Here is a 19,578-nt window from a genome sequence, read left to right on the forward strand (position 1 = left end):
ATGAATCAACCTTTAGCATACGTACATCCTGGAGCAAAAATCGCCAAGAATGTAGTTATAGAGCCATTTACAACAATTCATAATAATGTCGTAATTGGAGAAGGCACATGGATTGGTAGTAATGTTACCATTATGGAAGGTGCTCGTATTGGAAAAAATTGCAATATTTTTCCTGGAGCAGTAATTTCTGCAGTTCCACAAGATCTTAAATATAATGATGAGGAAACCACAGTAGAAATTGGTGATAACGTCACTATTAGAGAGTGTGTTACTATAAATAGAGGTACTGCTGATAGAATGAAAACCGTTATTGGGAATAATTGTCTAATAATGGCTTATTGTCATGTCGCTCACGATTGTATTGTTGGTAATAATTGCATTTTTTCTAATAATAGTACACTTGCCGGACATATTACTGTTGGTGATTATGTAATTTTAGCAGGTATGACAGCTGTTCATCAGTTTTGTTCTATTGGTAATCACGCATTTGTTACAGGTGGTTCTTTAGTAAGAAAAGACGTTCCTCCTTTTGTAAAAGCTGCAAGAGAGCCATTATCATACGTGGGTATTAATTCAGTAGGGTTAAGACGAAGAGGTTTTACAACCGAAAAAATAAGAGAAATACAAAGTATTTATAGAATACTTTATCAAAAAAACTATAACAATACGCAGGCTTCAGAAATTATTGAAGCGGAAATGGAAGCGACTTCAGAACGCGATGAAATTCTTCAATTTATCAAGAATTCACATCGTGGTATCATGAAGGGCTACTTTAAATCAAACTAATAAAACTAAACTCATAATATGGCAAGTACATCAGATATAAGAAACGGATTATGCATCAAGTATAATAACGATATTTATAAAATTGTTGAATTTCTTCATGTAAAACCTGGAAAAGGCCCAGCGTTTGTAAGAACTAAACTTAAAAGTGTCACCACAGGAAAAGTGTTAGACAATACATTTTCTGCAGGACATAAAATTGAAGATGTTCGTGTAGAAACACATAAATTTCAATTTTTATATAATGATGGTGATTTCTATCATTTCATGAATGAAGCTGATTATTCGCAAATTCAATTGTCCGAAAGTGCTTTAGACAAACCAGAATTAATGAAAGAAGGGGAAGTGGTTACCATTCAGATTAATACTGAAGATAACATGCCGCTTTCTGTAGATTTACCTGCAACTGTAATCCTCGAAGTCACTGCAACAGAACCTGGAGTAAAGGGAAATACAGCAACAAACGCAACAAAACCAGCGACGGTTGAGACAGGAGCTACGGTTAATGTACCTTTATTTATCAATGAAGGTGATAAAATTAAAATTGAGACCGAAAAAGGAACTTATAAAGAGCGTATTAAAGAATAAATAAACTTTCTGATTTGTCACACTGAGCGTAGTCAAAGTGTTTCATCTTGGATAGACATAATATGAAATTTCCAAAACCTTACACTTTAAAAGAAATTGCAGAAATCATCAACTCTAATTATGTAGGAGCAGATGATTTTTCTGTTTTGGGTATGAATGAAATTCATGTTGTAGAACCGGGTGATATCGTATTTGTTGACCATCCTAAATACTACGATAAAGCCTTAAATTCTGATGCTACAATAATACTCATTAACAAAGAAGTCGCTTGTCCAGAAGGTAAAGCTTTGCTAATTTCTGATGACCCATTTAGGGATTTTAATAAACTTACAGACAAGTTTAAACCATTTGTAAGTTCTACAGCTTCAATATCGGTCTCGGCTAGTATCGGAGATAATTCTGTAATACAGCCTAATTGTTTTATAGGTCATAATGTGTCTATTGGCAAAAATTGTATTATACATGCCAATGTAACCATCTATGATGATGCAGTCATTGGCGATAATGTTACAATTCATTCTGGAACTGTGTTAGGTGCCAATGCTTTTTATTACAAAAAAAGACCAGAAGGCTACGACCGCTTAAAATCTTGCGGTAGAGTAGTTATTAAAGATAATGTAGATATTGGTGCTTCATGTACTATTGACAGAGGCGTTACCGGAGATACAACCGTTGGTGAAGGTTCTAAACTAGACAACCTGATTCAAATAGGTCACGATACTACAATAGGCGAGAAATGTCTTATAGCATCCCAAACAGGTATTGCTGGTTGTGTAGTAGTAGAGGATAATGTAACCATTTGGGGACAAGTAGGTGTTAAAAGTGGAATTACAATTACAAAAGGTACTGTGCTTTATGCACAATCTGGTTTAGGTCATACTACAGATGAAGGTAAAACATATTTTGGGTCTCCTGCTCAAGAAGCAAGGACTCAATTTAAAGAAATGGCATATATCAAGAAAATACCAGACATATTAAAGGAAATTAAAAAATTAAAATCATAAAAATGTCGGCAAAGTCATTATTAGAAAAATTTTATAATTCAGATGTAGCCAATAATGAAACATTAGTCGAAGACTTTTTTCATAAAGACTGCGAATTACATTGGAATAGTAGTAATGGCTTTTCATTATTAAAGTACAACGATGTTGTTGCTTTTTTTGAAGGGGTTAGAACGTCCTATGACTCGTTAAGGTTCGTTCATACACATTTGTTTGAAAGCGGAAACCAAGTAACAAGTCGTCATCATGTGTATGCGCAAACTATTGAAGACCCAAATGATGAAAATCTTTTGGCGCATTTTATTGCTATTTGGGAGGTGAAAGACAATAAGCTTTACCGTTGTTACGAGCTTAGCCAATTGGCAGACGAAAAAACATTACAAGCTTAACAAAATATTACTAAAAAATACTTCGGTAATACGTGTTAAAAAACTTATTTTTGCAACGTTTTTAACCGAATTAAAATTCAAAATATACATGAGCGTTTTAGTCAATAAAGATTCAAAAATAATTGTTCAAGGTTTTACAGGTAGTGAAGGTACCTTTCACGCTAGTCAAATGATTGAATATGGTACTAATGTTGTAGGTGGTGTTACGCCAGGTAAAGGTGGGCAAACTCACTTAGATAGACCTGTTTTTAATACAGTTTCTGAAGCTGTTGAGAAAGTAGGAGCAGATACAACAATTATATTTGTACCACCAGCATTTGCGGCTGATGCAATTATGGAAGCTGCAGATGCAGGTATCAAAGTTATTATTACGATTACTGAAGGTATCCCTGTTGCAGATATGATTAAAGCTGCTGATTACATAAAAGATAGAGACTGCCGTTTAGTTGGTCCTAACTGCCCAGGTGTTATTACTCCAGGTGAAGCTAAAGTTGGTATTATGCCAGGATTTGTTTTCAAATCTGGTAAAGTAGGTATTGTTTCAAAATCAGGTACTTTAACTTATGAAGCTGCTGACCAAGTAGTAAAACAAGGATTAGGAATTACAACAGCAATCGGTATTGGTGGTGACCCAATTATTGGTACCACGACTAAAGAAGCTGTTGAGTTACTAATCAATGATTCAGAGACTGAAGCTGTAGTCATGATTGGAGAAATAGGAGGACAGTTAGAAGCAGATGCAGCGCAATGGTACAAAGACTCAGGAAGTAAGAAGCCGGTTGTAGGTTTTATTGCAGGTGAAACTGCACCAGCAGGACGTACAATGGGGCACGCGGGAGCGATTGTAGGTGGTAGTGATGATACTGCCCAAGCCAAAAAGAAGATCATGAGAGAATGTGGTATTCACGTAGTAGATTCTCCAGCAGAAATAGGAAAGAAAGTAGCCGAAGTACTTGGCTAAGCTAAATAACATTACTGTTAAAAACCTTACAAAATCTTGTAAGGTTTTTTTATTTGATGCAATTTGTAATTTATATCTTTGAGTTACATATAAACAACTATTCAATCACATGAAATTATTAGAAGGTAAAACCGCAATTATAACAGGAGCTTCTCGAGGAATTGGTAAGGGTATTGCAGAAGTTTTTGCAGAACATGGTGCTAATGTAGCATTTACATATAGCTCATCTGTCGAGGCAGCAAATGCTTTAGAAGCAGATTTAAATTCAAAAGGAATAAAAGCAAAAGGATACCAGAGTAATGCAGCAAATTTTGATGATGCACAAAAATTGGCTGAAGATGTTTTAGCAGAATTCGGAAGTATTGACATATTAGTTAATAATGCAGGGATTACAAAAGATAATCTCCTCATGCGTATGGGCGAGGAAGATTTTGACAAGGTTATTGAAGTTAACTTGAAGTCTGTATTTAATATGACAAAAGCTGTGCAACGCACCATGCTAAAACAACGTAAAGGCTCAATTATTAATATGAGTTCTGTTGTAGGCGTAAAAGGAAATGCTGGTCAGACAAACTATGCAGCATCTAAAGCAGGAATCATTGGATTTTCTAAATCTGTAGCCTTAGAGTTAGGGTCACGTAATATTAGAAGTAACGTCATTGCACCAGGTTTTATAGAAACTGAAATGACGGCTAAATTAGATGAAGAAACCGTAAAAGGGTGGAGAGCTGCCATTCCACTAAAACGTGGAGGTACACCAGAAGATATAGCAAATGCTTGCGTGTATTTAGCTAGTGACTTAAGTGCCTATGTTACTGGTCAAACACTCAATGTAGATGGTGGAATGTTAACCTAAACAATACTAAAAATGAAGAAAATCCTTCTAATAGCCCTAATATTTAGCGCATCAATAAACGGCTTTAGTCAAGATGCCGGACAGCATGGAGAAGAATCAAATTCATCTGCTGTTGTTACAAATGTACCCAACGGTTGGGTAAAGTATAAATCAGAAGAATTAGCAGTAACCGCAATATTTCCTGCTACTCCAAAAGAATCTGTTCAGAAGGTACAAACGGCAGTTGGGAGTCTAGACATGCACATGGTAATGTATGCACCATTGATGAGCGGTGATGACAATGCTGTTTATTCGCTCATACGGTCAGATTACCCCGAAGAGCAATTTAAAGATGCTGACCAAGAAAAACAGTCTAGTATTTTAGATGGCGCCGTGGAAGGGGCTGTGACTAATGTAAATGGCACAAAACTTTCCGATAAAAAAATAAAGCTTAATGGCTATCCAGGACGGTCTATAAAAATTCAAACAGAAAGTGGTTACATTTATATCAATGCCTATTTAGTAGAAAATGTAATGTTTATTACCCAGGTTATTACTATGCCAAGTAACGATGGCAATAAAAGTATTAGGCGTTTTATGGATTCTTTCGATATTTTAAAAGTGAAATAATATTGAGTAATCAAACCCTAATTTTATTAATAGTATCTGGAATTATAGCGCTTTTATTAGCGCTATTTCAGTATGTATATAAATCAAAAAACTCAAAACTAAGAGCTATATTAATTCCACTAAGATTTATAGCAATATTTGCAACTCTAGTATTACTCATAAATCCAAAATTTGAAGCTGTAAGCTATTATGAAGAGAAGCCAAATCTAGTTGTAGCCATTGATAATTCTGAATCTGTTTCTTATCTAAAACAAGCTGAGAAAGCTAAGTCATTTTTCGAATCAATACTGAGCAACAAAGCACTAGAAGATAAATTTAATATTGAAACTTTTAGTTTTGGGTCTGATGTTACCTCTGTAGACTCTTTAAATTTTGTCGAAAGTCAATCTAATCTATCTCGGTTTTTTAAGAACTATAATGAGCTTTATAAAGGTATTACTTCACCCTTGCTATTAATCACAGATGGTAACCAAACCATAGGAAATGATTATCAATACGCTGTAAACAAGAAGCAACCAATATTTCCAGTTATTCTTGGTGATACAACAACCTTTTCAGATTTAAGGATTAGCCAGGTAAATGTCAATCGCTACGCATATTTAAAAAATAGATTTCCTGTAGAAGCTATAGTCAATTATTCTGGCAACACTGAAGTATTGGCAAAGCTTAATATTCGTTCTGGGAATAGTATTGTCTTTTCTAAAAATATTAAACTCAGTCCAAGTAAAACTTCGGAAATAGTAAATACCAATCTTAATGCGACTAGTGTCGGTGTTAAGACCTATCGTGTTGAGTTGGCTCCACTCGATAATGAAAAGAACACAATAAACAACTATAAAAATTTTGCTGTTGAAGTCATTGACCAAAAAACAAATATTGCTATCGTAGCAGAAACTATACATCCTGATTTAGGCGCTCTTAAAAAATCTATTGAGAGCAATGAACAGCGAAGTGTTTCGATTTTAAACCCTAAAGAATTTATAGCTCAAGATAAAGATTTTCAATTAGTTATTGTTTATCAGCCAAACACAAACTTTAAGTTAGCTTTTGATAAAATATCCGACCAAAAGCTTAATACGTTTACTATAGCAGGTGCTAGTACAGATTGGAATTTTCTTAATGCCAATCAACCTTATTTCACTCAAGAAATCACAAATCAAACCGAAGATTATCAGCCTATTTTAAATGCTAATTATGGAACATTTATAGTCAATAATATTACTTTTGACAATTATCCGCCATTACGCTCAGAGTTTGGTTCAGTTACATTTTCTGTACCAGAAGAGACATTGTTATACAAAACCATAAATGGTCTTATTACAGACGAAACATTACTAAGTACTTTTGAAGCAGATAATCAAAAGCATGCATTTCTCAACGGAGACGGTATTTGGCGTTGGCGTGCGCAATGTCACTTAGATACAGAAAGCTTTGAGGATTTTGATAATATTATAGGAAAACTCGTCCAATATCTAAGCTCGAATAAAAAACGAAACCGTCTAAATTTAGATTATAAATCGTTCTACAATCAAAATGAGAATATAGTCATTAGCGCCCAATACTTCAATAAAAATTATGAATTTGATGCAGATGCCAATCTTGAGATAACGTACAGAAACAAAGAAACTAATGTTTCTAGAACATTACCGTTTTTGCTTAAAAATGCGTCGTATGTTGTAGATTTAAGTAGTATCACACCTGGAGATTATGTATTTACTGTTAAGAGCAATGATGAGCCTATATCGGCTTCAGGTGTTTTTAAGATACTGGCGTACAATGTAGAGCAGCAATTTCTAAATGCAGATGTAACAAAGCTACAAGCTATTGCAACAAGTACTAATGGTAAACCTTATTTTATTGACCAGGCAAATAGTGTAGCTGAAGATTTAATTAATGACGAACGTTTTGCGACCATACAGAAAAGTAAACGAAGTGTAATACCGTTAATAGATTACAAATATTTACTAGGTTTAATTGCTTTAGCCTTATCTTTGGAGTGGTTTATTAGAAAGTATAACGGATTAATTTAAAAAAGAAAGAAATGGAAAGATTACCTAAGATTGGATTACCTATTTTAATAGCCGTTGTGGCATTAATTATAATTCTTGCAAAATCAGTAGTAACTATTGATGCAGGTTATGCAGGAGTTTTATATAAATTAAATGGTGGTGTAGACCCTGATTCAGAGCCTTTAGGCGAAGGGATTAACTTTGTTGCACCCTGGAATAGCGTTATAGAATACGAAGTAAGACAACAAGAGATTCCTGAGAAAATGTCTGTTTTATCATCAAACGGATTAGATATTCAATTAGATGCTTCTGTACTTTACCAACCAGATGTTGTAAACTTGGCAAAGTTGCATAAAGAAAAGGGTAGAAATTATTTAAATAGAGTTTTGCAACCAGCTATTCGTTCTGCTGCAAGAAGTGTCGTAGGACGCTATACGCCTGAGCAACTGTATTCTAGTAAGCGTGATGCGATACAAGAAGAAATCTTTATGGAAACAAAAAAGATTGTTGAAAGTCAGTATATACAATTGAATAGTGTTCTAATTAGAGATGTAACTTTACCGCCAACAATTAAGCAAGCTATTGAGCGAAAATTAAAACAAGAGCAAGAATCTTTAGAGTACGAGTTTAGATTAGTTACCGCTCAAAAAGAAGCTGAAAAAGTAATTATTGAAGCACAAGGTAAAGCAGACGCTAACCGTATATTAAGTGCTTCGTTAACTGATAAAATTTTGCAAGACAAAGGTATTGAGGCTACAGTTAAATTATCTGAATCACCAAATAGCAAAGTAATTGTAATTGGTTCAGGAGATAGCGGAATGCCTATAATTTTAGGAAACCAATAAAAGTTTGTTAAAGACTTGGAATTGTAATTATTTTTTCTGAAAATTTGCTTTAACAAAAAGACACATGAAATCTATTCAATTACATCATCATTTACATACTTGCCCTCAAGCGAGCTAATGATGTATTGAATAAATTCAAAATATATTATAAACCCGTTTGAGACTATCAAACGGGTTTTATTTTTTAACTCTTGGTATTCTCAAACCAGACAAAAACCAAAAATGAGTAAATTAAAAATTGCAGTTCAAAAATCGGGTCGACTTAACGAAGATTCTATGAAAATTCTTAAAGCCATAGGAATTTCTATAGATAATGGTAAAGACCAACTTAAAGCTTCAGCCCGCAACTTTCCTTTAGAGGTTTTCTATTTACGAAATGGAGATATACCTCAATACCTCAGAGATGGTGTTGTAGATGCCGCTATTATTGGCGAAAACGTGCTTATCGAAAAAGGAAATGATTTAAACATAGTAGAACGATTAGGCTTCTCTAAATGCCGTGTATCTATTGCGGTACCAAAATCTTCAGGAGCAAAATCTTTAAAGGATTTAGAAGGAAAACGTATAGCAACATCGTACCCAAATACGGTTAATCAGTTTTTAGATAAAGCAGGTATTGACGCAAATCTTCATATTATTAACGGTTCTGTAGAGATAGCACCTAATATAGGTTTAGCCGATGCAGTCTGTGATATTGTCTCAAGCGGAAGCACCTTATTTAAAAATGGGTTGAAAGAGATTGAAGTGCTCTTAAAATCTGAAGCCGTCTTAGCAACGTCACCAAAGATTTCTCAAGATAATCAGGCAATCATTGATAAAATTCAGTTCAGATTACAATCGGTTTTAAAAGGAAGAGAAAATAAATATGTTTTACTAAATGCGCCGAACGATAAGTTAGATAGAATTGTTAAAATCCTTCCTGGAATGAACTCACCAACTATTCTGCCATTAGCTAAAGAAGGTTGGAGTTCTTTGCACTCTGTGATTAATAAAAACGATTTCTGGGATGTTATTGATGAATTAAAAGTTAATGGCGCCGAAGGAATTTTAGTTTGTCCAATTGAAAATATGGTTTTGTAATGAAAACATATACCAACCCAGAAAAATCCGATTGGAAAGATATTCTAAAACGACCAACTAAATCTGTTGACGATATTGAAGAGACAGTTTTAGAGGTTTTTAAAGATATTGAAACTAATGGAGACGAAGCAATCAAGCGTTATACGGAAAGATTTGATAAAGTAAGTTTAGATGAAATTATCGTGAGTCAAGATAAAATTGATTCAGCTGCTGAATCAGTTTCTGAAGAGCTTAAAAATGCCATAAAATTAGCGAAATCCAATATTGAAAAATTTCATAAAGCACAAAAAACTGAAAAGATTTTCGTTGAAACTATGGATGGTGTTGAGTGTTGGCAAGAAAAAAGGCCAATTCAAAAAGTTGGGTTATACATTCCAGGCGGAACAGCACCACTATTTTCAACAGTTTTAATGTTAGCCGTACCTGCAAATATTGCTGGTTGCAATGAGATAGTTTTATGTTCGCCGCCAAATTCTCAAGGAAAAGTAGCAAATGAAATATTATATGCTGCACAACTATGTGGTGTAACCAAAATTATTAAAGTTGGTGGGATACAAGCTGTAGCAGGATTAACGTTTGGCACGGAATCTATTCCTCAAGTTTATAAAATTTTCGGCCCAGGAAATCAATACGTTACTGTAGCTAAACAATTGGCGACCAAATTCGGAGTAGCTATAGATATGCCTGCTGGTCCAAGTGAATTATTAGTGATGGCTGATGAAACAGCAAGTGCTGCTTACGTGGCTTCAGATTTATTGAGTCAAGCCGAACACGGAGCGGATAGTCAAGTCATTTTTGTTACAACATCAAATGAATTTGCAAAAGAGGTTAATGCTGAAGTTCAAAAGCAATTAAATGTATTACCACGTAAAGATATGGCGTTTAAAGCTATCGAAAATTCAAAATCAATAATAGTAGACAGTTTCGAAACCGCTTTAGATTTAATTGATGAATATGGTCCAGAACACTTTATTGTTGCTACAAAAAATGATGATTATTTTGTTGAAAGAATAAGCAACGCAGGTTCCGTCTTTATCGGTAATTATACGCCTGAAAGTGCAGGAGATTATGCCTCAGGGACCAACCATACATTGCCTACAAACGGTTTTTCTAAAGCGTATTCGGGTGTGAACCTTGATAGTTTTCAAAAGAGTATGACGTTTCAGAAGATATCCGAAAAAGGGATACAAAACATAGGAAATGCTATTGAATTAATGGCTGAAGCCGAAGGTTTACAAGCGCATAAAAATGCGGTAACACTAAGATTAAAAGATTTAAAATAAACTAAATGTCACCTTGAGCGGAGTCGAGAGGTCTCAAAAAAATGAAAAAACTAAATATTAATAATCTTTTAAGAGAAAATATAAAAACTATAAAAGCGTATTCATCGGCCAGAGATGAGTACAAAGATGCGAGCACAGAAATGGTTTTTATAGATGCAAATGAAAATCCGTTTCAGACCAACGTTAACCGTTATCCAGACCCAAAACAGTCTAAAGTAAAAGCGCGTTTGTCAGAAATTAAGAATATACCATCGTCGCAAATCCTCCTTGGAAACGGAAGTGACGAAGTGTTAGACCTATTATTTAGAGCCTTTTGCGAGCCAAATAGAGATAATGTCATCACGCTACCACCAACATATGGAATGTATTCGGTTTTAGCAGATTTGAATGCTATTTCAATAAAAGAAGTGCTTTTAGATAAAGATTTTCAGCCTAAAGATGAAGAAATTTTAGCTGCTCAAAATGAAAACAGTAAACTATTGTTTTTATGTTCGCCAAATAACCCAACGGCAAATAGTTTTGATGCTTCAAAAATTGAAAAGCTAATTACAGAATTTAAAGGTATTGTAGTTATTGATGAAGCTTATATTGATTTTTCAAACACCGAAAGTTGGTTAAGCCGATTGAATGAATTTCCTAATCTCGTAGTTACTCAGACGCTCTCTAAGGCTTATGGTTTAGCAGGAATTAGGCTGGGTATATGTTATGCTTCAGAATTTATTATTTCAATCTTAAATAAAATAAAACCACCATACAATGTTAATCAGCTTACACAAGAAAAGGCTTTGGAGCGTTTGAATGATTTAGAAAAAGTAGAAAAAGAAGTTTCTACTATTTTATCAGAAAGAGATAAATTGATAGAGGCCTTACAAACAATAACATTTGTAGAGACAGTTTACAATTCTGATGCAAACTTCATTTTAGTAAAGGTTGATGATGCTAATAAACGTTACAAACAACTTATAGAAAAAGGTGTGGTTGTAAGAAATAGAACAACGCAACCTTTATGCAAAAACACTTTGCGCTTTTCAATTGGAACTAAGATTGAAAATCAAATATTAATTAAGATTTTAAAGCAACTGTAATGAAACCAGTTTTATTCATAGACCGCGACGGAACTCTAATTAAAGAACCAGCAGATGAGCAAATCGACTCATTTGAAAAATTAGAATTTTACCCAAAAGTATTTCAATATTTAAGTAAAATAGCAAAGGAACTAAATTTCGAAATCGTAATGATTACCAATCAAGATGGTTTAGGCACAGAGGTTTATCCAGAGGACACTTTTTGGCCAGTCCATAATTTTGTTTTAAAAACTTTTGAGGCCGAAGGGGTTGTGTTTAAAGAGCAATTTATCGATAGAACCTTTGCCAAAGACAATGCACCAACTCGTAAACCAAATACTGGGTTATTGACCAAATACTTTTCTGAGGATTATGATTTAGCAAATTCATTCGTCATAGGCGATAGACTAACGGATGTAGAATTAGCTAAGAACCTTGGAGCAAAAGGTATTTTTATTAATGACAACACTAATCTCGGAACAGACGAAGTTACTGTTAGTAATAGTGAATTAAAGCAGTACATCGCCTTAGAAACTAACGATTGGGAAAAAATTTATCGATTTCTAAAAACGTCAGAACGTTTAGGTTCTATAGAAAGAAACACCAATGAGACTAAGATTAAAATTAATTTAAATCTCGACGGAACTGGAAAAAGCAAAATCTCAACGGGCATTGCATTTTTCGACCACATGCTCGACCAAATTGCGCGTCATGGACAACTAGATTTAGATATCAAGGTTGATGGTGATTTAGAAGTTGACGAACACCACACCATAGAAGATACTGCTATTGCTTTAGGTGAAGTATTTACAACTACACTTGGTAATAAATTAGGTATTGAGCGTTACGGATTTAGTTTGCCGATGGACGATTGTTTAGCGCAAGTAGCTATTGATTTTGGAGGCCGAAATTGGCTCGTCTGGGATGCTGAATTTAAGCGTGAAATGATTGGTAAAATGCCAACTGAAATGTTCTATCATTTCTTTAAATCTTTTACAGATGGCGCTAAATGTAACCTTAACATAAAAGTTGAAGGCACAAATGAGCATCACAAAATTGAAGCCATATTCAAAGCCTTTGCAAAGGCTATTAAAATGGCAGTAAAGCAAGATGTTGAAAAAATGATTTTACCATCAACAAAAGGAATGCTGTAATGGATTTGAAAATAGTTAATTACGGAGCAGGAAATATCAAAAGCATTCAATTTGCCTTTCAGCGTTTGGGATATGAAGCAATATTATCAGATAATCCAGATGAAATAATTAAAGCAGATAAAGTGATTTTTCCTGGTGTTGGTGAGGCAAGTTCAGCAATGAAAAAACTTAAGCAAAGTGGCTTAGATGCTCTAATTCCAAAGCTCGAGCAGCCGGTTTTAGGTATTTGTTTAGGTATGCAACTCATGTGCAACTGTACCGAAGAAGGCGACACAAAAGGACTAGGCATATTTAACACCAACGTTAAGCGTTTTTCAAATAATGTTAAGGTACCACAAATGGGTTGGAATACAGTTAGAAGTCTTAAATCAAATTTATTTAAAAATATATCTGAAGGAGATTACATGTATTTGGTTCATAGTTTTTATGCTGAAAATTGTGAAGAATCCATAGCAACATCAGATTATGAATTAGAATATGCTTCTGCTTTACAAAAGGATAATTTTTATGGAGTTCAATTTCACCCTGAAAAATCATCTAAAGCAGGTGAGCAGTTGTTAAAGAACTTTTTAGAACTTTAACCGAATTGAAATGTTACCTTGAGCGTAATCGAAAGGTCTTAATAAAACCAAATATTAATTAAAATAGATTCTTGCCAGCGCAGGAAATAAATATGAGAATAATACCAGCCATAGATATCATCGACGGAAAGTGTGTAAGACTCACTAAAGGCGATTACGATACAAAAAAAATATATAATGAAAATCCACTTGAAGTCGCTAAACAGTTTGAAGCATCAGGTATAGAATACTTACATCTCGTAGATTTGGACGGCGCCAAAGCAAAGCATATTGTCAATTACAAAGTATTAGAGCAAATTGCTTCAAAAACAAAATTAAAAATTGATTTTGGAGGCGGATTAAAATCTAACGAAGATTTAAACATAGCTTTCAATAGTGGTGCAAGACAGATAACAGGAGGAAGCATTGCGGTAAGCGATAGAGAAACGTTTGAAGGTTGGATTTCTAAATACGGAGCACAAAAAATCATTCTAGGTGCAGATAGTAACGACGGAAAAATTGCTATAAACGGATGGCAAGAGAATAGTAAAGAAGAAGTGATATCGTTTATAAAAAACTATCAAAGAAAGCATATACAATATGTAATATGCACTGATATTTCAAAAGATGGAATGCTTGAAGGCCCATCAATAGAGTTGTACAAAACGATTATCTCAGAGTGCAGCAATAAAAGTGGTGCACAGTCTATAAAACTTATAGCTTCTGGTGGCGTTTCAGATATCGAAGACTTGCATAATTTAAAAGCTATAGGCTGTGAAGGCGTAATTATTGGAAAGGCTATTTACGAAAACAGAATTAGTTTAAAACAGTTAGAAGAGTTTATATAAGATGCTTACAAAACGAATAGTCCCTTGTCTAGATATAAAAAATGGGCGTACCGTAAAAGGTGTCAATTTTGTTGATTTACGTGATGCTGGCGACCCAGTAATTTTAGCGAAGCAATATGCAGATTTGGGTGCAGACGAATTGGTTTTTCTCGATATCGCTGCAACTTTAGAAAACAGAAAAACCATGCATGACATGGTTTTAAAAGTGGCAGAACAAGTTAATATTCCGTTTACTGTTGGTGGTGGAATTTCTTCTGTTGAAGATGTTGATGCGTTATTACATTGCGGAGCAGATAAGGTGTCCATTAATTCTTCGGCTGTTAAGCGACCTGAATTAATTAACGAATTATCCAATAAATTCGGGAGTCAATGTGTGGTTGTAGCGATTGATGCCAAGCAAATTGATGGCGAATGGTTTGTGCATTTGGCTGGTGGTACAATCCCGACAGATATAAAATTGTTCGATTGGGCAATAGAAGTAGAGCAACGTGGTGCCGGTGAAATATTATTTACATCCATGAATCATGATGGAACCAAAGCTGGTTTTGCAAATGAAGCATTAGCCAAGCTTTCAGAATTAGTAAACATTCCAATTATTGCTTCTGGTGGAGCTGGAACAATTCAGCATTTTGCAGATACATTTATAGATGGAAAAGCTGATGCTGCTTTAGCTGCGAGTGTTTTTCATTTTGGTGAAATACCAATTTTAGAACTAAAGAAAGAATTAAAAAAACAGGGAATACCCGTGCGGCTTTAGCCCTCATGCTGAACCTATTTCAGCATCTTAAAATATAACAAAAATGAACATAGATTTCAATAAAAATAAAGACGGACTAGTGCCAGCAATTATTCAAGATGCTATAACTAAAAATGTTTTAATGTTAGGTTATATGAATCAAGAAGCTTTCAACAAAACGAAAGAAACGGGTTTGGTAACCTTTTTCAGCCGAACAAAACAACGTCTTTGGACGAAAGGAGAAGAAAGTGGAAATGTTTTGAATCTGATTGATATGAAATTAGATTGCGACAATGATACACTTCTAATCTCTGTAAACCCAAAAGGGCCAACTTGTCATAAAGGTTCTGATACGTGCTGGAATTTAGAAAATAAAGAGTCCTTCGGGTTTATCTCAAAATTAGAAAACACTATTACTTCACGTATTGAAAATGCAGATACCAAAAAATCTTATGTGGCGTCATTATTTGCAAAAGGTATCAATAAAGTTGCGCAAAAGGTTGGAGAAGAAGCAGTAGAAGTAGTCATTGAGGCCAAGGACAATAATGACGATTTATTCCTTGAAGAAAGTGCTGATTTGCTATTTCATTATTTAATGCTACTTCAGGCAAAAGGTTTTAAGCTGAATGATGTTGTAGACGTTTTAAAATCTCGTCAAAAATAATCAGCGTGTGTATGTCATTGTAGAAACAACATTTCCTTCTTTGTCATAATACGTCCATTTACCAATTGGCTTTTTCCAATGTAAATATTGTCCTTTAGATTTTATGCTACCATCTTCGTAGAAGAATGTTACCGGGCCTTCGACTCTATTATCTTTATAAGTGCCTTCGCATGTTTTTCTACCATAAGGGTCAAAGTCAATCCATTTGCCATTTCCAACACCGTCTACATATTCTTGCATAGTCATATAGTTCCCATTATCATATTTGCCATACAGAGTACCTGTAAAAGGTTTTTTAGAGCCAATCTCGTAATATTTGGAGCCAAGTTTATAGGCTTTTTGGTATGTGTTGCTCATAGAAACTAGCTTTTCATTTTGAGCAAATCCTGTAATTGCACAAATGATAATTAAAAGTAGTGATAGGATTGTTTTCATGGTATTTGTTTATTACATATACACAAGTAAATTGATTTTGGATGAGTATTTTGAAATAAATCAATCTTAACAGTATTGGTGATTTGGTATTCTAACAAAAAAAAGCACCACTAAAACTGATGCTTTGATTTAGAATTAATTTTCAAGTATTATTTAATCCATTGTTTTGAAATTGCATTTTTCGAAAAATAAATTAAGAATAAGCAAACCACAATAACCATTACTGGCATTATCATTTGCGCGCCTGTCATTTCAATATTCATAAATAAATAGACATGCTGAATAATGGCTCCTAATGCCGAAATTACAAAGAGAAAATAAGCCCATTTTTTTCGTATTAGTAAACATAATGCTCCTAAAGCACCAGCGAAAACAGCTGTTGCAAATGCAGCTGTATACCATGCAGGATGTTCCATAAGATATTGTGCTTGTTGGTCTGCAGGTAATTGTGCAATCATGTCTTCTGTAATAAAGGCTTGCCCAATGTAAGCGAGTACGCCCATGCCGTTCCAAAGGAGTGCTAAAACACTCACAATCCAGAACCAAATTGGTGGTTTTGTTGTTGTCATAATAGGTTGATTTTAGTTAGTTAATGGTTTCAAGTTAAAAAAAATTTGATAGAGTGTTGGGCAAAGACTAATTTCGGCACTAGTATGATGTTTCAAAAAAGCTATTATTATCTTATAAAAATTCAATATTTAGGGTATCGGTTTCATGGTTGGCAAAAGCAGCCTGATGTAAAAACCATACATCTAATGATAGACCGCACACTCAAATTTATTTTGGGTAAGCAACGGTTTAAAACCCTTGGTGCGGGTCGTACGGATGCTATGGTTTCTGCTAATGAAGCTGCCTTAGAATTATTTCTTTATGATACGCCAATAGAGGATTTTGATGCGTTTTTAGACCTTTTTAATCACAATCTTCCGCAAGACATTAGGGCATTAAGTATTAAAGAAGTTGATAAGGATTTTAACGTTATTCAAGATTCAAAAATTAAAGAATACCATTATGTGTTTTCTGAAGGGCAGAAAAATCATCCGTTTTGTGCACCAATATTAACGACAATACTTGATTCCCTGGATGTAGAGTTGATGAAAGAAGGAGCTCAATTATTTAATGGTACTCATAATTTTAAATCATATTGTTATAAAGCATCAGAAACAGGCGAATTCATACGAACAATAGAATATTGCGGTTTGGAGGAGAACTCGCTATACACTGCAAATTTTTTTCCTAAAAAATCTTATGTTTTAAGAGTTAGAGGTAAAGGTTTTATGCGTAATCAAATACGACTAATGTTTGGTGTTTTAATAAAGTTAGGCAGAGGAGAAGTGACTCTAGATTATATCAAAGACTCCTTAACCGACAATAGTACTGAAGTTATGGATTACATAGCACCAGCTTCTGGATTAATATTACATTCTATAAATTTTGAATAAATAAAGCCTTCTGTTTTATCTAAACCAATTCCGTTTACTCACATTTGAAACGATATAGTAAAGTAGAAACGCAATAATTGGAATAATAAAATATCTAATGTTCTCAGCTAGAGAGAATAGTTCGTACATTTTACCAATAAATACATTATATACGTACTGAAGTATTATGGCAAATAATGAGATTAGGAATAGTGTTTTAGACCAATTCTTTTTCAAAAACATGCCAATAACACCAACTAAACCTACAAAAACTGCAAGGCCAAATGCTGCTATAGCCCATACAGGCATTTTATCTACTACCATCAGTTGTTCTGGAGAGTACATTGACCGATAAGCTGATGTGTTATAAGCTTGTGATATAAAATAATAAGCACCTAAAGCATACCATAGGAATGCCAAAAGCGATATAATCCAATACCAAAATGGGGTTTTAGAATAAGATAAATTTGTCATAATCATTGATTGTTTAGTTAATACAAAACGCTTAACGCGACTTAACAATCAACAAGGTAGAAAGAAAATAAAGGAATAAATATGAGAATTATCACATTTTGGAAGAGCGATTTTTACTCAACAACATGAAGCTTAGGCTCTTTTTCTACAAATTTTCCGTTAACAGATTCGCCTAAAATAATGACTTCTTTAGACCTCTCGTACATTTTTATAGCACGATCCATCTGCATTTTAGTGCCGTTATATAGTTTAACTCCGGACTTAGAACCTTTGTTACGTATCTCTATATAAAAACCATCTTTAAGTTTTGTCGGCTTTGTTGCGGGTCTACCCATGTGTAAATATAAATATTAAAATTTCTGCATAATAGTGAAAATTCTTTCATTTTACAAATCATTTAATAAATATTAAAAATACAATACTCAATTTGTTAAAATAATATATAGACAAAGCAATAAATGTTAATTCTTCATAATTTTCACATTATTAAAATCTGAGTTTTTATGTAAGATTATATTGATTTAATAAATAATATTTCAAACATTTTAGCCTTAAAAAGAACATTGTTTTATTTTTATAAAAAATTCTATGAGTAATACCATACCCAAAACTGCACTTTCATTCTTCAAAAAACTTCAAAAAAACAATAATAGAGATTGGTTTAACGAACATAAACCAGAATTCAAAAAAATTGAAGCTCACGTAAAGTTCGTTTACAATTCCATTGGAGAACTCATGAATTCTCATGACAATATAGACAAGGTAAAACTATTTAGAATCTATAGAGATGTACGATTCTCTAAGAATAAGCTACCCTATAAAACACATTTTGGTGGGTCTTTTCATCGTAAAAAACCTGAACTCCGTGGTGGTTATTATCTACATATTCAGCCAAATAATGAGTCTTTTATCGCCATTGGTTTTTGGGAACCGCATAAAGACGATTTAATGCGTATTCGTAAAGAATTTGAAATGGATGACCAAGAAATACGAGAGATATTAAATCATAAAGCCTTTAAGTCCACTTGGGGTGATTTGGTTGGGGACGAATTAAAAACTGCGCCAAGAGGTTTTGATAAAGAGCATCCAGCAGTAGATTTAATCCGTAAAAAACAGTACATTTTTATAAAAAAATACAGTGACGAAGAAGTCACTTCAGATAAATTTATTGAAAATGTGAATAACGCCTTTAAAAGTGCTCGTCCATATTTTGATTATATGAGTGACGTTTTAACCACTAATTTAAATGGAGAGTCTATAATTTAAACCGCTTTTAAATATTCTGGCTTTACAAAGAGTTGAATGCTATCTACCAACCGCTCTTTTACAATATTCATCATACGTTTGTTGAGGGCGGAAGAGTTTTTGATGTAAAGCTCGTATTCTTCAACGGTAAACTGCCCTATAATCATTCCTTTTACAGAATTTCTAAATTTCATGTCCTTATGTATAGCATTTTCTATGTAAGCCATTTGTTTTGGAAGCGTTAAATCATAAAACACATGCTTACGTTTAGCAATGTAATTCCTAAAAACTGCTATAAGTAAATCGTGTTGCATTTTAATAATTGGACGCAATGTTTTGTTCTGAAAAGCTTCGTCGTTCGACATTGTATCGTAGATTTTAGCTGAAGGAATTTGAGGTCGTATATTCAGCAGTAGTTTAGAGCGAGTCTCCATAAGAATAGGATTACAATTAATATGGAATTAAATTTAAATATATATAACCTCAGAAAGCTTTCGCAAACATTATCTTGTTAACGGTGTTATTAACAATAGTAATTTTGGCTAGAGCAATTTCTTGTTAGTATCTTTAGCT

Annotated in this window: 24 protein-coding genes; 19 read left to right on the forward strand and 5 right to left on the reverse strand. The window is 33.8% G+C overall.

What is annotated here, in order from left to right:
* From lpxA to hisIE, 17 genes are all read left to right on the forward strand, one after another.
* A complete protein-coding gene (lpxA, locus tag BUB95_RS11775; RefSeq protein ID WP_073086696.1) occupies positions 1 to 786 on the forward strand; it encodes an acyl-ACP--UDP-N-acetylglucosamine O-acyltransferase in 786 nt (261 codons plus the stop codon).
* A gap of 18 nt (positions 787 to 804) precedes the next feature.
* Positions 805 to 1,371 (forward strand): elongation factor P, encoded by a 567-nt coding sequence (gene efp, locus BUB95_RS11780; protein ID WP_073086698.1) that lies wholly within the window; start codon positions 805 to 807, stop codon positions 1,369 to 1,371.
* A gap of 62 nt (positions 1,372 to 1,433) precedes the next feature.
* Complete coding sequence (locus BUB95_RS11785) at positions 1,434 to 2,375, forward strand: UDP-3-O-(3-hydroxymyristoyl)glucosamine N-acyltransferase (RefSeq protein WP_073086700.1); 942 nt, start codon at positions 1,434 to 1,436, stop codon at positions 2,373 to 2,375.
* A gap of 2 nt (positions 2,376 to 2,377) precedes the next feature.
* Complete coding sequence (locus BUB95_RS11790; RefSeq protein ID WP_073086702.1) at positions 2,378 to 2,761, forward strand: nuclear transport factor 2 family protein; 384 nt, start codon at positions 2,378 to 2,380, stop codon at positions 2,759 to 2,761.
* Positions 2,762 to 2,849: 88 nt separating this feature from the next.
* Positions 2,850 to 3,722 (forward strand): succinate--CoA ligase subunit alpha, encoded by an 873-nt coding sequence (gene sucD, locus BUB95_RS11795; protein ID WP_073086704.1) that lies wholly within the window; start codon positions 2,850 to 2,852, stop codon positions 3,720 to 3,722.
* A 109-nt stretch (positions 3,723 to 3,831) separates the two neighbouring features.
* Positions 3,832 to 4,578, forward strand: coding sequence for a 3-oxoacyl-[acyl-carrier-protein] reductase (fabG, locus tag BUB95_RS11800; RefSeq protein WP_073086706.1), 747 nt, complete (start codon positions 3,832 to 3,834; stop codon positions 4,576 to 4,578).
* A gap of 12 nt (positions 4,579 to 4,590) precedes the next feature.
* Positions 4,591 to 5,187 carry a hypothetical protein gene (locus BUB95_RS11805; RefSeq protein WP_073086708.1) on the forward strand — a complete coding sequence of 199 codons (597 nt, stop codon included), beginning with the start codon at positions 4,591 to 4,593 and terminating at the stop codon, positions 5,185 to 5,187.
* A 2-nt stretch (positions 5,188 to 5,189) separates the two neighbouring features.
* Positions 5,190 to 7,217 carry a hypothetical protein gene (locus BUB95_RS11810; protein ID WP_073086710.1) on the forward strand — a complete coding sequence of 676 codons (2,028 nt, stop codon included), beginning with the start codon at positions 5,190 to 5,192 and terminating at the stop codon, positions 7,215 to 7,217.
* Between the two features lie 11 nt (positions 7,218 to 7,228).
* Positions 7,229 to 8,041, forward strand: coding sequence for a prohibitin family protein (locus tag BUB95_RS11815; RefSeq protein WP_073086712.1), 813 nt, complete (start codon positions 7,229 to 7,231; stop codon positions 8,039 to 8,041).
* A gap of 222 nt (positions 8,042 to 8,263) precedes the next feature.
* On the forward strand, positions 8,264 to 9,121 hold the full coding sequence (gene hisG, locus BUB95_RS11820; RefSeq protein WP_073086714.1) for an ATP phosphoribosyltransferase: 858 nt from the start codon (positions 8,264 to 8,266) through the stop codon (positions 9,119 to 9,121).
* Positions 9,121 to 10,404, forward strand: a complete 1,284-nt coding sequence (gene hisD, locus BUB95_RS11825; RefSeq protein WP_073086716.1) for a histidinol dehydrogenase — start codon at positions 9,121 to 9,123, stop codon at positions 10,402 to 10,404. The genes hisG and hisD overlap by 1 nt, the downstream gene beginning before the upstream one ends.
* A gap of 41 nt (positions 10,405 to 10,445) precedes the next feature.
* A complete protein-coding gene (hisC, locus tag BUB95_RS11830; protein ID WP_073086718.1) occupies positions 10,446 to 11,489 on the forward strand; it encodes a histidinol-phosphate transaminase in 1,044 nt (347 codons plus the stop codon).
* Positions 11,489 to 12,622 carry a bifunctional histidinol-phosphatase/imidazoleglycerol-phosphate dehydratase HisB gene (gene hisB, locus BUB95_RS11835; RefSeq protein WP_073086720.1) on the forward strand — a complete coding sequence of 378 codons (1,134 nt, stop codon included), beginning with the start codon at positions 11,489 to 11,491 and terminating at the stop codon, positions 12,620 to 12,622. Before hisC ends, hisB begins: the two co-directional genes overlap by 1 nt.
* Positions 12,622 to 13,203: an imidazole glycerol phosphate synthase subunit HisH gene (gene hisH, locus BUB95_RS11840; protein ID WP_073086722.1), complete on the forward strand. Its 582-nt coding sequence runs from the start codon at positions 12,622 to 12,624 to the stop codon at positions 13,201 to 13,203. Before hisB ends, hisH begins: the two co-directional genes overlap by 1 nt.
* A 92-nt stretch (positions 13,204 to 13,295) precedes the next feature.
* Positions 13,296 to 14,030, forward strand: a complete 735-nt coding sequence (gene hisA, locus BUB95_RS11845; RefSeq protein WP_073086724.1) for a 1-(5-phosphoribosyl)-5-[(5-phosphoribosylamino)methylideneamino]imidazole-4-carboxamide isomerase — start codon at positions 13,296 to 13,298, stop codon at positions 14,028 to 14,030.
* A gap of 1 nt (position 14,031) precedes the next feature.
* The gene (gene hisF / locus BUB95_RS11850) at positions 14,032 to 14,787 is read left to right on the forward strand and encodes an imidazole glycerol phosphate synthase subunit HisF (protein WP_073086726.1); all 756 of its coding nucleotides are present in this window, start codon (positions 14,032 to 14,034) and stop codon (positions 14,785 to 14,787) included.
* A 43-nt stretch (positions 14,788 to 14,830) separates the two neighbouring features.
* Positions 14,831 to 15,430, forward strand: coding sequence for a bifunctional phosphoribosyl-AMP cyclohydrolase/phosphoribosyl-ATP diphosphatase HisIE (gene hisIE / locus BUB95_RS11855; RefSeq protein ID WP_073086728.1), 600 nt, complete (start codon positions 14,831 to 14,833; stop codon positions 15,428 to 15,430).
* On the opposite strand, the gene BUB95_RS11860 is transcribed toward hisIE, so the two are convergent.
* Together BUB95_RS11860 and BUB95_RS11865 are read right to left on the reverse strand one after the other, a co-directional pair.
* Positions 15,431 to 15,865 (reverse strand): toxin-antitoxin system YwqK family antitoxin, encoded by a 435-nt coding sequence (locus tag BUB95_RS11860; RefSeq protein ID WP_073086730.1) that lies wholly within the window; start codon positions 15,863 to 15,865, stop codon positions 15,431 to 15,433.
* Positions 15,866 to 16,014: 149 nt separating this feature from the next.
* Positions 16,015 to 16,434, reverse strand: a complete 420-nt coding sequence (locus BUB95_RS11865) for a hypothetical protein (protein WP_073086732.1) — start codon at positions 16,432 to 16,434, stop codon at positions 16,015 to 16,017.
* Positions 16,435 to 16,521: 87 nt separating this feature from the next.
* On the opposite strand from BUB95_RS11865, the gene BUB95_RS11870 reads away from it, so the two are divergent.
* Positions 16,522 to 17,307, forward strand: a complete 786-nt coding sequence (locus BUB95_RS11870) for a tRNA pseudouridine synthase A (protein WP_073087430.1) — start codon at positions 16,522 to 16,524, stop codon at positions 17,305 to 17,307.
* A 15-nt stretch (positions 17,308 to 17,322) separates the two neighbouring features.
* On the opposite strand, the gene BUB95_RS11875 is transcribed toward BUB95_RS11870, so the two are convergent.
* Positions 17,323 to 17,760 carry a hypothetical protein gene (locus BUB95_RS11875; protein ID WP_143185602.1) on the reverse strand — a complete coding sequence of 146 codons (438 nt, stop codon included), beginning with the start codon at positions 17,758 to 17,760 and terminating at the stop codon, positions 17,323 to 17,325.
* 113 nt (positions 17,761 to 17,873) lie between these two features.
* Positions 17,874 to 18,095: a hypothetical protein gene (locus BUB95_RS11880; protein ID WP_073086736.1), complete on the reverse strand. Its 222-nt coding sequence runs from the start codon at positions 18,093 to 18,095 to the stop codon at positions 17,874 to 17,876.
* A 253-nt stretch (positions 18,096 to 18,348) separates the two neighbouring features.
* Here BUB95_RS11880 and BUB95_RS11885 point away from each other — a divergent pair, with 253 nt between their 5' ends.
* Positions 18,349 to 19,026, forward strand: coding sequence for a DUF2461 domain-containing protein (locus BUB95_RS11885; RefSeq protein WP_073086738.1), 678 nt, complete (start codon positions 18,349 to 18,351; stop codon positions 19,024 to 19,026).
* Here BUB95_RS11885 and BUB95_RS11890 read toward each other — a convergent pair.
* Positions 19,023 to 19,439 (reverse strand): glyoxalase, encoded by a 417-nt coding sequence (locus BUB95_RS11890; RefSeq protein WP_073086740.1) that lies wholly within the window; start codon positions 19,437 to 19,439, stop codon positions 19,023 to 19,025. The genes BUB95_RS11885 and BUB95_RS11890 overlap by 4 nt on opposite strands.
* Between the last annotated feature and the right edge of the window lie 139 nt (positions 19,440 to 19,578).

The organism is Winogradskyella jejuensis (assembly GCF_900129745.1).
Classification (GTDB): Bacteria; Bacteroidota; Bacteroidia; order Flavobacteriales; family Flavobacteriaceae; genus Winogradskyella; species Winogradskyella jejuensis.